General features: G+C 63.0%; 9 protein-coding genes. 4 read left to right on the top strand and 5 right to left on the bottom strand.

Going from position 1 to position 13,676, the window contains the following annotated elements; translation table 11 throughout:
* The first annotated feature begins 45 nt into the window (after positions 1–45).
* Complete coding sequence (locus QMG80_RS11980) at positions 46–1,674, top strand: acyl-CoA synthetase (protein WP_085773850.1); 1,629 nt, start codon at positions 46–48, stop codon at positions 1,672–1,674.
* A gap of 105 nt (positions 1,675–1,779) precedes the next feature.
* Here the strand turns inward: QMG80_RS11980 and QMG80_RS11975 are convergent, their stop codons facing one another.
* Both QMG80_RS11975 and QMG80_RS11970 read right to left on the bottom strand, forming a co-directional pair.
* Entirely contained in the window at positions 1,780–1,947 is a 168-nt protein-coding gene (locus QMG80_RS11975) for a hypothetical protein (protein WP_199768994.1), read from the bottom strand.
* Between the two features lie 485 nt (positions 1,948–2,432).
* Positions 2,433–3,053, bottom strand: coding sequence for a cyclic nucleotide-binding domain-containing protein (locus QMG80_RS11970; protein ID WP_085773015.1), 621 nt, complete (start codon positions 3,051–3,053; stop codon positions 2,433–2,435).
* Positions 3,054–3,281: 228 nt separating this feature from the next.
* Here QMG80_RS11970 and QMG80_RS11965 point away from each other — a divergent pair, with 228 nt between their 5' ends.
* From QMG80_RS11965 to QMG80_RS11955, 3 genes are read left to right on the top strand one after another with little or no spacing between them, the layout of a single operon-like run.
* Complete coding sequence (locus QMG80_RS11965) at positions 3,282–4,484, top strand: efflux RND transporter periplasmic adaptor subunit (protein WP_085773014.1); 1,203 nt, start codon at positions 3,282–3,284, stop codon at positions 4,482–4,484.
* A 9-nt stretch (positions 4,485–4,493) separates the two neighbouring features.
* Entirely contained in the window at positions 4,494–7,727 is a 3,234-nt protein-coding gene (locus tag QMG80_RS11960; RefSeq protein WP_085773013.1) for an efflux RND transporter permease subunit, read from the top strand.
* Positions 7,724–9,130: a TolC family outer membrane protein gene (locus QMG80_RS11955; RefSeq protein WP_085773012.1), complete on the top strand. Its 1,407-nt coding sequence runs from the start codon at positions 7,724–7,726 to the stop codon at positions 9,128–9,130. The genes QMG80_RS11960 and QMG80_RS11955 overlap by 4 nt, the downstream gene beginning before the upstream one ends.
* Before the next feature lie 121 nt (positions 9,131–9,251).
* Here QMG80_RS11955 and QMG80_RS11950 read toward each other — a convergent pair whose 3' ends face one another.
* The 3 genes from QMG80_RS11950 to QMG80_RS11940 form a co-directional block, all read right to left on the bottom strand.
* Entirely contained in the window at positions 9,252–10,259 is a 1,008-nt protein-coding gene (locus QMG80_RS11950) for a hypothetical protein (protein WP_158658866.1), read from the bottom strand.
* Positions 10,260–10,468: 209 nt separating this feature from the next.
* The gene (locus QMG80_RS11945) at positions 10,469–11,833 is read right to left on the bottom strand and encodes a sigma-54-dependent transcriptional regulator (protein WP_245299984.1); all 1,365 of its coding nucleotides are present in this window, start codon (positions 11,831–11,833) and stop codon (positions 10,469–10,471) included.
* Positions 11,806–13,530, bottom strand: a complete 1,725-nt coding sequence (locus QMG80_RS11940) for a sensor histidine kinase (RefSeq protein WP_085773010.1) — start codon at positions 13,528–13,530, stop codon at positions 11,806–11,808. Before QMG80_RS11940 ends, QMG80_RS11945 begins: the two co-directional genes overlap by 28 nt.
* Positions 13,531–13,676 lie beyond the last annotated feature (146 nt).

The raw sequence follows: 13,676 nt of genomic DNA, 5'->3' as shown, positions 1-13,676 counted from the left end.
ACAAGCGCCGCGTGACCGGCAAATTTTGGGGGCGCCGCTTTGGCTTTGACAACATCGGCTTATGACTGCGATCTCGACCGCAATGCGGCCAATTTCCAGCCGCTGACGCCAATCACTTTGCTCGCGCGCGCCGCGGCCGTCTTCCCTGAGAAGACAGCCATCATCCATGGGCCTCTGCGCCGAAGCTACGCTGAATTTTACGCGCGCAGCCGAAGGCTCGCGAGCGCGCTCGCACGCCATGGCGTGGAGCCCGGCGACACTGTCTCGGTGATGCTCGCCAACACGCCGGCCATGCTCGAATGCCATTATGGCGTGCCGATGATCGGCGCGGTGTTGAACACGCTCAACACGCGTCTCGACCCGCCCGTGCTCGCCTTCATGCTCGATCACGCCGAAGCCAAGGTGCTGATCGTCGATCGCGAGTTCTCGGGAGCGATCCGCCGCGCGCTGAGCCTCGCGCAGACGAAGCCTCTCATCATCGACTATGACGACCCGGTCTTCGAGGGTGAGGGCGAGGCGCTAGGGGAGATCGATTACGAAGCGCTCCTCGCGAGCGGCGACCCTGAGTTCGCCTACGCCGGCCCCGCCGACGAATGGGACGCGATATCGCTCAACTACACTTCGGGAACGACCGGCGATCCCAAAGGCGTCGTCTACCACCATCGCGGCGCCTATCTTCTCGCGCTCGGCAATGTGCTGACGGGCGATATGGGCCGCCATCCGGTTTATCTCTGGACGCTGCCGATGTTCCATTGCAACGGCTGGTGCTTCACCTGGGCGCTCTCCGTTGTCGCTGGCGTGCATGTCTGCTTGCGTCAGGTGCGCGCCGAGCACATGTACGAGCTCATGGCCGAGCATGGCGTCACGCATCTTTGCGGGGCGCCGATCGTCATGTCGACTCTGCTCGGGGCGTCGGAGAAGGAAAAGCGCCCGCTGAAGACGACGGTCCGCTTCTTCACAGCGGCCGCGCCGCCGCCGCAAGCCGTGCTGGCGGCGATGAAGACTGCAGGCTTCGACGTGACTCACCTTTACGGCCTGACGGAAACCTACGGTCCCGCCGCCGTCAATGAGTGGAAGGGCGAGTGGGACGCGCTCGAGCCCGAGGCGCGCGCCGCGAAGATGGCGCGACAAGGAGCGTCCTACGTTGTGCTCGACGCGCTCGAGGTCATCGACCCCGACTCCATGCAGCCGACCCCGCGCGACGGCGAGACGATGGGCGAGGTGATGTTCCGCGGCAACATCGTCATGAAGGGCTATCTAAAGAACAAGCGGGCGACCGAGGCGGCCTTCGCAGGCGGTTGGTTCCACTCCGGCGATCTCGGAGTCATGCACCCGGACGGCTACATTCAGCTCAAGGACCGCTCGAAGGACATCATCATCTCCGGCGGAGAAAACATTTCATCGATCGAGGTCGAGGACGCGCTGTTCAAGCATCCCAAGGTTCGGGCGGCAGCGGTCGTCGCAGCGCCCGACGACAAGTGGGGCGAGACGCCTTGCGCCTTCGTCGAGCTCAAGGAGGGAGCAAGCGCGACTGCAGAGGAGCTCATCGCTTTCGCCCGCGACAATTTGGCGCATTTCAAATGCCCCCGCCGTGTGGTTTTTGGAGAACTACCGCGGACGTCGACCGGCAAGATTAAGAAATTTGAACTCAGAGATCGCGCGCGCAAACTCTGAGCAAAGTAGTCAGGAATAGAAGGAAGTAGTAAGGCGCAAAAAGCTACGCCAGCAACCGTAGGACGGCTGCCGGCGCGGCCAGTGTCAGTCCGATAAGGACGCGTATTAGATAAACAGGCCGAGAGCGCCGCCCGCCAAACCGCCGACAACGCCGGCAGCGACGGTGTTCGTGAGGCCGCCCAGGGCAAAAGAAGCGAGGCCGCCGAGAATGAGGGCGCCGACGCCAGCGAAGATGTAAACGTTCGGCGTGAGTTCGAGTTCTTTGGAAGCCATTATTCCTCTCCTTCTTTCTTTGGCTGAGCTTCGCGCCTTGTTATCGTGCTTTGCCGACGCGTTAGCTCTTTCCCCTTGTGGGTCGTGAGACGACCGTCGTCAGGTTAGCACAAACGCGAGCGCTGTCCAGGGGCGCGCCCAAGCGTGGCGCGAGCAGCCCTACCCCGCTCTCCATCCAGGAAGTTCCTGCAATATCCGCAGCAAACCCAGCGCAAAGACCACTTCTCGCGGGCAGCTCGACTGCCAATTTTTTTTGCAATATCGGTCCTGAAATCCTTTTCGTCTCAATTTATCGAGCAAAATTGGTCGCCGAGCGGCGTTTGAGCCGGGGGGGGGCCGATGACGTCGATCTTCCAGGGGCGATTCGACGCCGGCAAGATCACGCTGCCTTCAGGCGCAATCCCCTGAATGTAGAAAACGTGAGCGATTCTTGAAGTTTGGAGCGCGATTTATGCGAAAATCGGATTTCGCTTTTGCATTGCGCTCTAGCCGCGGCCGAGGGCCGCGAGCGCAACATTGTGCTGCATGCGACGCACCATCAAGCGCATGAGGTAGAAGCCGAACTGCGGATTTTGCGTCACGAGCTGCATCAGGTCCGAGTATCGCAGCGACAACAGCTCGACGTCGGTCTCGGCGACGGCGCTGGCGGTGCGCTTCTGACCGTCAGCAAAAAGTCCAAGCTCGCCAAACATCGCGCCCGGCCCAAGCGACACATCTTTCTCGGGAACGCGGATCCTGCCCTTGACGATCACATAGGCGGCGTCTGCGGCGGCGTCCTTGCGATAGAGCGTGACGCCTTCCGGCACCTTCTTTGGACGCATGTAGGGACGCAGCCAATCGGAGTGAAACTCATCCTCCGTGGCGAGCCGCACGGCGGTGATGAGGCGCTTCATCTGCAAGAGCCGCCAAACGTTCAAGGGCAGGAGCAAAGCGTTGAAGGCGAAGAGCGGATAAACGCCCTTGAGGAAGAAATAACCGGCGAACAGAGCATTGGCGAGAATCGCCGCGATGCGCAACGGGATCATCGTGTTCGAGACATAAGCGTAAGCGTTCGCCGCCGCCGCCAGATAGCCCAGCGCTTCAATGAAGTCGTGAGTCCAATGCATCTCGGTTGATTCCGACTGCCGCGCAGCTCCGCTCCGCTCGCACGAACGAGAGGGCGCGAGCCACAGCATAGACGACCGCGGGTTTACATGTCGAGAAGGCTGTCGTTTTCCTGTCGACTTATAAAGAAAGCGGGCGGGGAGAACCGGAGCGACCCTTGGCGCCGAGACTCTTAAATCCTATACCGCACGAAGAAGCCGGACGTCCGGCTACGTTTCTGCCGAGACCCCATGTCCAAAAGGCTTCAGCTCGTTCTGGCGCTGCTGCTTGCGGCGCTCGTCGGCGCCCAGCTCCCACGCCTGATGACCGCCCTCAAGCCCGTTCAGCCGGACTCGAAGCAGCAGGACGCAACGAGCAACGCCGCCAGAACGAACGACAATCTCATCCGTCTCAGCGAGGCGCAAATCCAAGCCACCAAAATCACGACCGCGGAGATCCAGCCTGGCGTCATTCGGCGCCGAATTTCGATTCCGGCCTCCGTCACTCCCGATCCGGAGCTCGTTGGGCATGTCGCCGCAAAAGTCGCGGGCACAGTCGCCCAATTGCGCAAGAGGCTCGGCGACCCCATCGCCAAAGGCGAGGTCGTGGCTGTTCTCGATTCGCGGGAGGTGGCTGACGCCAAAAGCGAATATCTCGCCGCGACGACAAACTACGATCTGCAAAACACGCTGTTCCAGCGGGACAAGGGCTTATACGCCAAGCAGATCATCGCCGAGCAGCTCTTCTTGAAATCGCGCGCGGCCTTTACCGAAGCCAAACTTCGTCTCGATCTCGCACGACAAAAGCTCGCCGCGCTCGATCTATCCGACGCAGAGATCGCGGCGCTGCCGAATCAGCCGATATCCGCGCTGCGCGAGAAAGAGATCCGCTCGCCGGTCGCCGGACGGGTGTCTGAGCGACTGGTGGCCATCGGACAACCCGTCGGCGGCGAAGGACAGTCCAAGGAAATCTACATCGTCACCGACGTCTCAACCGTCGAGGCCGACCTCGCGGTCCCGGTCGCCGACATGCCATTCATCAAGGAAAAGCAGCGCGTCACGATCCTCACGCCCGAAGGTCGGGAGGTTGCGGGAAGCGTGATCTTCGTCAATGCGATGCTGACCCCCGAGACGCGGACCGGCCATGTCATCGCCTCCTTCCCCAATCAAAATCAGGCCTTGCGCCCGGGGAGTCTCCTGACCGCGCGCGTGGTCCTCGAGGAGCAAAAGGTCCGGGCGATGGCGCCGCGCGCGGCGATCCAGACGGTCGCCAATGAACCCGTCCTCTTCGTGCGCAATCCGGAGGGCTTCGACAAGCGCATCGTGAAGACCGGCGCGAGAGACGACGAGAACATTCAGATCGAGGCCGGCGTCAAGCCGGGAGAGATCGTGGCGGTGGACAATAGTTTCGTGCTCAAGGCGGAGCTCGGCAAGAACGACATTCCCGAAGAGTGACGACGCGAGATGATCCAGAAAATAATCGCCTTTTCCGTCCATCGGCGATGGCTGGTCCTGCTGCTCGTCGTCGTCGCCGGCGCGGTCGGCGTCTTCTCGCTCATGAGCGTGCCGATCGACGCTGTCCCCGATATCACGAATAATCAGGTTCAGATCAATGCGCGAGCGCCGGCCCTTTCGGCGACGGAGATCGAGAAGCAGATCACTTTTCCCATAGAAAACGCGCTCGCGGGGATACCGGGACTCGAATCGACGCGGTCGCTTTCGCGCAGCGGCTTCGCGCAGGTCACGGCGATCTTCAGCGACAAGGTCGATCTCTACTTCGCGCGCCAGCAGGTGACGGAACGCCTCAATGACGCAAAGGCGGATTTTCCGCCCGGCGTCGAGGTGCGAATGGGGCCGGTCGCCACGGGTCTTTCCGAGATCTACATGTGGTCGCTGCGCTACAAGCCCGGCGCCGACGCGCGTCGAACCGACGGCGAGCCCGGCTTCCAGAGCAACGGCGATTATCTCACGCCCGAAGGCGAGCTTTTACGCAACGATATCGAGAAAGCCGCTTATCTGCGCACGCTGCAGGATTGGGTCGTCCGCCCGCAGGTCCGGACCGTGCCGGGAGTGGCGAGCGTCGACTCGCTCGGCGGCTACGTCAAGCAGTTCCAAGTCGAGCCCGATCCGGCGAAGCTCCTTGCTCTGGGCCTATCCTTCGGCGATGTCGCGAGCGCCATCGAACGCAACAATGTGTCGCGCGGCGCCGGCTATATCGAGCGCTATGGCGACGGCCTGGTCGTTCGCAGCGGCGGCCGGCTGGAGACCGTCGACGACATCCGTAAGGTGGTGCTCATCTCCAAGAACGGCGTGCCGGTGCGCATCGGCGACATCGCCAAGGTCGGCATCGGCCGCGAGCTGCGCACGGGCAGCGCCAGCATGAATGGCGAGGAGATCGTCATCGGCACCTCGCTGATGCTAATTGGCGGCAACAGCCGAACCGTCTCGGCGGCGGTCGACGAGAAGATTGGCGAGATCGCCAAAAGACTGCCGCCCGACGTCGAGATCAAGAGCATCCTCAACCGCACGGTGCTCGTCGATGCGACGATCAAGACTGTCGCAAAGAATTTGACAGAGGGCGCGGCGCTTGTCGTTTTCGTGCTCTTTGCCCTTTTGGGGAACGTTCGCGCCGCGCTGATCACCGCGCTCGTCATTCCCATCACGATGTTGTTCCTCGGGATCGGCATGACCGAAGCGCACATCAGCGCCAATCTGATGAGCCTCGGCGCTCTCGATTTCGGCCTCATCGCCGACGGCGCCGTCATCATCGCGGAAAACTGCCTGCGTCACCTGGCCGAGCGCCAGCATGCGCTCGGCCGACCGCTTCTACAGGATGAGCGCATCGAGACGATCATTGTCTCGGCTGACGAGATGATCAAGCCGACCGTCTACGGGCAGGCAATCATCATGCTGGTCTATGTTCCGATGCTCACCTTCACCGGCGTCGAAGGCAAGATGTTCCAGCCGATGTCGATGACGGTCATCATCGCGCTGCTTTCGGCATTCGTGCTGTCGCTGACCTTCGTCCCGGCGATGATCGCGCTGCTGATCACCGGCCGCGTCGAAGAGAAAGAAAACGCGATCATCCGCAAGCTTAAGCAGCTTTACGGGCCGGCGCTGCGGCGCGCCATGGATGCGCCGCTGCGCACCGTAGCCGTCGGCTTCGCGGTCTTCGTTCTCGCCGCCCTGCTCTACACGCGGCTCGGCCAGGAATTCATCCCGACGCTCGACGAAAAAAACCTTGCGATGCAGGCGAATCGCATTCCCAGCACGTCCTTGACCCAGTCGCAGGCCATGCAGAAGGACGTCGAGAGGATGCTCAAAGGCGCGCCGCAGGTCGCTTATGTGTTCTCGAAGACGGGCACGGCGGAGGTCGCGACCGACCCGATGCCGCCAAACCTGACCGACACCTTCATCTTGCTCAAGCCGCAAGACCAGTGGCCCGACCCGCATATGTCCAAGGACGAGCTGATCGCCGAATTGCGCGCGCGCGTCAGTCAGCTTCCGGGCAATCTTTATGAGTTCACGCAGCCGATCCAATTGCGCTTCAACGAGCTGCTCGCGGGCGTGCGCGGCGACATCGCCGTGAAAGTCTTCGGCGAGAATTTCGACGTGATGTTGAAGGCCGCCAATCAAATCGCTGCGATCTTGCAACGGGTGCCCGGCGCGACCGATGTCAAGGTCGAGCAGATCGCGGGCCTTCCCATCCTCGACATCAAGATCGACAAGGACGCGGTCTCGCGATTGGGACTGAGCCTCGCGGCCGTGCAAGACGTCATCGGCGCCGCGATCGGCGGACAGGTGGCCGGCCTCATCTTCGAGGGCGACCGGCGCTTTCCAATCACCATCCGCCTCGGCGACCAGCAGCGCTCCGAAATCCAGTCGCTCGAGAACATACCCGTGCCCCTGCCCGCGTCTGGCGGCGGCGCGCCGTCGTCGATCCTGCTCAAGCAGATCGCCAAGATCTCGGTCGCCGAGGGGCAGAACCAAATCTCGCGCGAGAACGGCAGGCGCCGCGTCGTCGTCACCGCCAATGTGCGCGGACGCGATATCGCCTCCGTCGTCACCGATGCGCAAGCGAAGGTCGCTGCTAAGGTCGCCCTGCCTTCCGGCTATTGGGTGGCCTGGGGCGGACAATTCGAGAATCTCGCGGCGGCGCGCGCACGGCTCGCGGTGGTCGTGCCGGCGTGCTTCGCCTTGATCTTCCTGCTCCTCTATTCGGCGCTGGGCAGCGCGCTCGACGCAGTCCTCGTCTTCAGCGCCGTGCCGCTGGCGCTTTCGGGCGGCGTCGCGGCGCTTTGGCTGCGCGGCATGCCAATGTCGGTCTCGGGAGCGGTGGGGTTCATCGCGCTCTCCGGCGTCGCCGTGCTCAACGGCCTCGTGATGCGCACCTATATTCGGCAATTGATCGACCGGGGCCTGTCGCCCCGCGTGGCGATCTTCAAGGGCGCCATGACGCGCTTGCGCCCCGTCGCGATGACAGCGCTCGTCGCCTCTCTCGGCTTCCTGCCGATGGCGCTCGCGACGGGCACCGGCGCCGAGGTGCAAAGACCCATCGCCACCGTCGTCATCGGCGGGCTGATCAGCGCGACGCTGCTCACGCTCCTCGTGCTCCCAGCCCTCTACACGCTGGTGAGTGGAGGCGAGCCTCACGCGACGGAGGCGGAACTGGCGGAAGCCGAGGAGATCCGGGCGTGAGCGCCTGGCGCGCCACCGTTCTTCTCGCCTGCCTCGTGACGGCGCCCTTCGCGCGCGCCGAAACGCTCGATGGCGCGCTGGCGCGCGCCTATGCCGCCAATCCCAACCTCGCGGCCGGACGGGCCGGCGTGCGCGCCATCGACGAAAGCGTGCCGCAGGCGCTCGCTGGGCTCCGCCCGCGGGTGGGCGGCGACGCGCAGCTCGGCGTGCTCGACAGCCGCAGCGTCTCCGACACAATGGAGACCACAAACAACGATCCGACGACTCTTGGCACGCAGCATTCGGTGCAGTCGGGCCGCGCCTATCCGCGCGCGGGCTTGCTCTCGGTCGAGCAGCCGGTGTTTGACGGGTTCAAGACACAGAATGCGACCCGCTCGGCGCAAAGCGGCGTCCTCGCAGCACGTCAAAGGTTGCGCCTTCTCGAGCAGCGCGTGTTGCTCGAGGCCGTCACGGCTTACATGGACGTCCTGCGCGAGAGCGCCGCTGTGCGATTGCAGCAAAACAACGTCCAGATCCTGACGGAGCAGTTGCGGCAGACCCGAGAACGCTTCCAATATGGACAAATCACCCCGACGGACATCGCGCAGGCCGAGTCGCGGCTCGCCGCCGGCCGCGCGCAGGAAAGCGCCGCTCGTGCGGTGCTGGAGGCAAGCCTTGGACAATACCGTAAGACGATCGGCGACGAGCCCAAGCGGCTCGTGCCGGCGCGATCCATCGACGGGCTCTTGCCCAGGACGCGCGAGGAAGCTGAAGAAATCGCGCTCGTCGAGAATCCGGTCGTCGTCGCGGCGCTGCACGACGCCGACGCCGCCGATCTCAACATCCACGTCGCCGAGGGCGACTTCATGCCGAAGCTGTCGGTTGTAGGCAATCTGTTCACACAAACAGATCTCATCGCTCGCGGCAACCGTCTCCTCGGTGCTTCGGTAGTCGGCAAGCTCTCCGTGCCCTTCTACGATGGCGGCTTGACGCCGTCGCGCGTGCGCCAGGCCAAGGAGGTCGCCGGACAGAAGCAACGGGACGCCGACGCCGCGCGCGCCGAGGTTCGGGCTCTGGTCCGCGCCAACTGGGGCGCGTGGGTGGCGGCCAAAACGCAAGCGTCCGCGGCGGAGACGCAGATCAAGGCCGCCGAGAAAGCGCTCAATGGCGTGCGCGAGGAGGCTAAGGCCGGCCAGCGCACGACGATCGAGATCCTCAACGCGCAGCTCGAGCTTTTGAACGCCAGGCTCGCGCTGCTTTCCGCACAACGAGACCGGGTTGTCGCTTCTTACGCCGTGCTCGGCGCGGTCGGGGCGCTTTCAGCCGAGCGCCTTGCGCTCGCCGTCGACATCTACGACCCCTCGCTGCACTTCGAGCAGGTGAAGGACGGCCCGATCTTCCCGAGCACGCCGACGGGGAATTGAGGGGCGGAGAAACAGCGAAGCGTCATGCGGCGCCACGAGGGCCTCGCCGCCAGCCAGAGACAATTGCACCCTCGAGCCCCCACGCATGCGGAGGCTCGTCTCTTGATTTACTGGACGATGCTCAGCTTCTTGGGTCAGAAAAAGTTATGCTTATCGGTGTCGTCGGGCTTGAGCAGGTTATGTCTGGCTGCTCAAATGCGCCGGTAAAGCCACAGTAATATTTCCCGTTTTGAGTGTAGGTCCCGCCGGCCGACATTGGCGAAAAAAACGCCTGATAGCAGTTTACCCCACCATTGCCGATACAAGTTGCGCTCGGCGGGCTAGACAGGCTCGTGAAACCGCAATTCGAAGGATATCCGGCCGTCCCTAACGTAGGAGTTCCTTTGCACGTTAAGGTGATGGTCCTGTTGTAGGCATTGGTGACAGTATTGCATGATGCGGTGACACCGATGTTATAGGCCGCTTTCAACCCAGAACCACCACAATATTGTTGACTCACCGTGGCGCCGCCCGTGCATTGGGATGCTTCTGGCTGACTCGGATTCAATTGGCTACACCATACATTTCCGCCCATGCTCGCTACATAAACAGTCTTGTCAGCGTTGTTGTATGAACAATTTCCCCATTGTGGGTCGTTACAGAAAACCCCCGCATTGCCCCCGGCGGGAATAACACTGATATCGAGATTTGTGCCCGGGCTAGATGCTGAAACCTCTATTCGGGTGTGTTTGCCGTCAAAACAGTTTATGCTCGTTTGCTGTTGGGATAACCGTACCCATTGATAAAAACTTGGTATATAGTCGGCGCACATGCGCCACATGCCGTTAATATTGTTCACGGATTGTAGAGTGCAGGAGCCGCCTTGAGCTGTGATCAGCCAGCTCCCATCCGGCTGTTGGCGGCAATTTGCTTGACCGGCGCTAAGAGTCATTTTTTGTATTTGGCCTTCTCCGCCAGAATTTGACTCTAGCGCGACAATTATGGGTTCCCTCGAAAAAGCGTTTGTGATAATGAAAGTCTGCTGATAGGCGTAAGCTTCTCTCTCGCAGCAAATACCTAAAGATATTACAGCAAATAGGAAGAACAACGAACGCATATTACGATACGTTAGCTTATTACGATAGACCATGACTTTTTCTCCAGTTATGGAGCCGCCGTTGAGAGTTTCTAGCGACACAGAATCGGCAGATGGTTCCCCTCAATCGTAAGCCGTTTTCCCCGGATTCTCCGCCTTTGACAAGCCGAAGGCGGTCCGCGTTTCGCTGCGGCTCTAATGTGCTCCGAAATCCCAGCCCCAAGCTCGCTGAATCTCATGACGTTTTTTTCGGGGCGCCGGTCTCATCGCAATCCGAGCCGCGTCATCATCTTCAACAGTCCGACGCGCGAAACGCCAAGCCGCCGCGCGGCGGCGCTGTGATTGTTGTCGGTCGCGACGAGCGCCGCGCCGATCATACGCCGCTCGAGCTTCGCTGTGGCCTCCGGGAGCGTTTCGTCGCTTGCCTCGGGCGAAGCCCTTCCGCGGCCAGCGAAGCTTAGGTCCTCGATCGAGATCGCCGGATGCGACGGATCGGTGAGCGCCGCGGCGCATTCCACCGTCGCCTTCAGCTCACGCACATTGCCGGGCCAGGGCTGCGCCGAAAGCCAGGCGAGCGCCTCGGGCGAGAATTTAAGTTTTCGCTTCTTCACTGCCGTCGCGAGGAAATGCGCGGCAAGGACAGGAATGTCCTCGCGCCGCGCCTCCAAGGGAGGCGCGCGCAGGATCACGCCGCGCAGGCGATAATAGAGGTCTTCACGGAAGGTTCCGGCGGCAATCATCGCCTCGAGCTCGCGATGCGTCGCACAGATGATGCGCGCGTCGGCATGGCGCGGCTCGCGGGCGCCGACGGGCATGTAGATCCCTTCCTGGAGAAAGCGCAGAAGCTTCACCTGCATCGCGACCGGCATCTCGCCGATTTCGTCGAGAAATAGCGTTCCGCCGTTCGCGCTCGCGACGAGCCCGGCGCGATCCGTGTGAGCGCCGGTGAAGCTCCCCCTCAAATGGCCAAAGAGCTCGCTCTCGAGGAGCTCGGCGGGAATGGCGCCGCAATGGATGGGCACAAGCGGGCGGTCGCGCCTTGCGCTCGCCCGATGTAGCGCCTGGGCGACGCGCTCCTTGCCGGAGCCCGTCGGCCCCAGCACGATCACCGGGATTTCGGCCGCGCCAATGCGGCGGATCATTTCCTTCAGCCGCGTCATCGCCGGCGAGGCGCCGATGAGCGCGTCCCCTGTCTGGTTGCGCTCGGATTTGAGGCGCGCGACCTCGTGCTCCAAGGAACGCTTCGCCAGCGCGCGCGAGAGAGCAAATCGCAGGAGCTCCGGCTCGACGGGCTTCGCCAGAAAATCCCAGGCGCCGGCGCTGATGGCGCGCAATGCGAACTCATGATCGCCATGCGCGGTGAGCACGATCACGATCGCCGAGGCGAAGGGCGCGACGAGCGAAAGGCCGGCCTCAGGCGTGCGCGCCGGCGGCATGACCAGATCGAGCAGCACGAGATCGGGCTTCGCCTCAGCGAAGGCCCTGCGTGCTGAGGCGTCGTCCATCGCCGTGACCACGCGATAGCCCTCGCCAGAAAGAAAGGCGCCCGCAACACGCAGGAACGCCGCCTCGTCATCGACGATGAGGATCGTCTCGCCGCTCATGGCGGAAACCTCAGCGTAATGCATGTCGAGAAGCCTGGCCGCCGGCCGAGCGCAGCCGTTCCGCCATGCGCGGTCATGATCTTCGCGACGATAGCCAGTCCCAGGCCAGTGCCCTCGTTGGAGCGTGAGATGAAAGGCTGAAAGAGGCGATCCTTGAGATCCTCCGGAACGCCCGGCCCGTCGTCGCAGACATGGATCAGCGTCGCGCCGTCAGCACGCTCGACGAAGACCTGCGTCCGCGCGCCCGCCGCGCGCGCATTTGCGAGAAGATTTTCGAGCGCCTGGGCGAGGCGCAGCGGGTCCGCATTTAGAGTCGCTCCCGCTTCCATATGCGCCTCAACGCCTGAGAGCGCCTGCGCGAGGTCGATCGCGACGGGCTCGAGCGTCCAAGGCTTGGCGTAGTCGAGAAGCTCGGCGACGAGCCGGTTCATGCGTCGCGTCTGCTCTAAGATCTCGGTCCGCACGGCCTTCGGCGCGCCGGCCGCCGCCATATTGACGATGTTGAGCGGATTGCGCAGATCATGCGCGATGGTCGAGGCGAGGAGGCCGAGCTCCGCGAGCCGCTCCTGCTCTGCGCGCCGACGGCGACGCTGCGCTTCTTCGAGCGCTTGCGCCAGGAGGTCGCCATAGACGATCGCGATGCGGCGCGCGCCCGGCGGAGCGTCGTCGAAGCCCTGAATTCGCGCAACCCATCCTCGCGCGGTCTTCTCGCAGCAAAGCGCCGGCTCCGGGCCGCTCGTACCGAGCCGCGCCTCGACCGGAAGCCGCATCGCATTCCGTAAATGGCGGCTCGCGACGCTCATCGCTTCCTGCGGCGAATCGACCTGCAGCAGGGCAGCCCGCCAATTGGCCATTGTCTCGGCCGAAATCTCGGCTTCGGCAAAGACGATCCGGTCGGCGAGGCGCCGAATCGGCGAGCCTAACGCAAAGGCGCAGGTCATCGCGCTAGCGACGACGAGCCACAACGAGAAGAACCCCGTCGCCGGCGCAATAAGGCTCAGCGGCGCCGCCGCAAGCAGACCCGCGAGGACGGCAGCGGCGAGAAGGAGCAGCGCATAGCCCGCCGCGCGTCGCGCCCAGACATTCGCAGCCATCAGCTCATAGCGCAGGATCGCGTAGACGAGGATCGCCGGATAGATCGGCAGCGCGAGGATCGACCAGGGCGCGACGAAATGTCCGAAGATCGGCGGGGCGAAGGAGACGACAGTCGAAAGGCCGATGAGCGAGGAGGCGAGCACGATCGCGATTTCGCGGCGCCGCTTGCCCTTAGCGTCGCGTAGCGCATCGACGAGGAGCCCGTTTCCGAAAGCCGCGAGCGCGATGGCCGCGGCGACGGCGAGAAGCCCCGCCCCCTCGTAACGAAAGCCGCGCAACCCCTCGCTCGTTTCAAAAAATTCTCCAGCCCCCATGAAGAGCGCAAGGAGCGTCGCAGCCACGCCGATCATATAAACGAAGGGGCGCGCCACTTTGGCGCGGCCTGTGAGCGCGATGATGAAATCGACGGAGACGGCCGAGCCGAGCGGCGCCAGCGCCAACAAGCCTTGGCCCAAAGGCGCCGGCGCCGAGATCCCCAACGCATAGAGCCCGACGATGAGGACGAAGGCCGCGAGCGAGCGCGCGCCCGGCGCCACCCCGGCGCGCGTCAGCAGAAAGGCCGCAAGCGCGACGCTGCTCGAGGCGGTGAGGATCGCCGAGGCGAGGAAGAGATGACTCGCCGACATGAGCGCGAGTATATCCAAAGTTTATAGAGACGCCAGCCAGATTCGTATCCTTCGTTATCAGCAAGAGAAAAGCGATCTTTATAAAACAATCACATGGTCTCCGGCATGGTCGTTGCGCTTCGGTGGGCGTGGCGAGGGCTTCTCGC

The organism is Methylocystis bryophila (assembly GCF_027925445.1).
GTDB lineage: Bacteria > Pseudomonadota > Alphaproteobacteria > Rhizobiales > Beijerinckiaceae > Methylocystis > Methylocystis bryophila.
The sequence above is the reverse complement of the archived record's forward strand: the minus strand, read 5'-3'. Positions and strand labels throughout refer to the sequence as shown.

What these genes read in the sequence shown, in the direction of transcription:
- QMG80_RS11945 (WP_245299984.1), bottom strand. Translation starts at nt 11,833, where the DNA reads ATGCATTACGCTGAGGTTTCCGCCATGAGCGGCGAGACGATCCTCATC.
- QMG80_RS11965 (WP_085773014.1), top strand. Translation starts at nt 3,282, where the DNA reads ATGTCCAAAAGGCTTCAGCTCGTTCTGGCGCTGCTGCTTGCGGCGCTC.
- QMG80_RS11940 (WP_085773010.1), bottom strand. Translation starts at nt 13,530, where the DNA reads ATGTCGGCGAGTCATCTCTTCCTCGCCTCGGCGATCCTCACCGCCTCG.
- QMG80_RS11950 (WP_158658866.1), bottom strand. Translation starts at nt 10,259, where the DNA reads ATGGTCTATCGTAATAAGCTAACGTATCGTAATATGCGTTCGTTGTTC.
- QMG80_RS11960 (WP_085773013.1), top strand. Translation starts at nt 4,494, where the DNA reads ATGATCCAGAAAATAATCGCCTTTTCCGTCCATCGGCGATGGCTGGTC.
- QMG80_RS11975 (WP_199768994.1), bottom strand. Translation starts at nt 1,947, where the DNA reads ATGGCTTCCAAAGAACTCGAACTCACGCCGAACGTTTACATCTTCGCT.
- QMG80_RS11970 (WP_085773015.1), bottom strand. Translation starts at nt 3,053, where the DNA reads ATGCATTGGACTCACGACTTCATTGAAGCGCTGGGCTATCTGGCGGCG.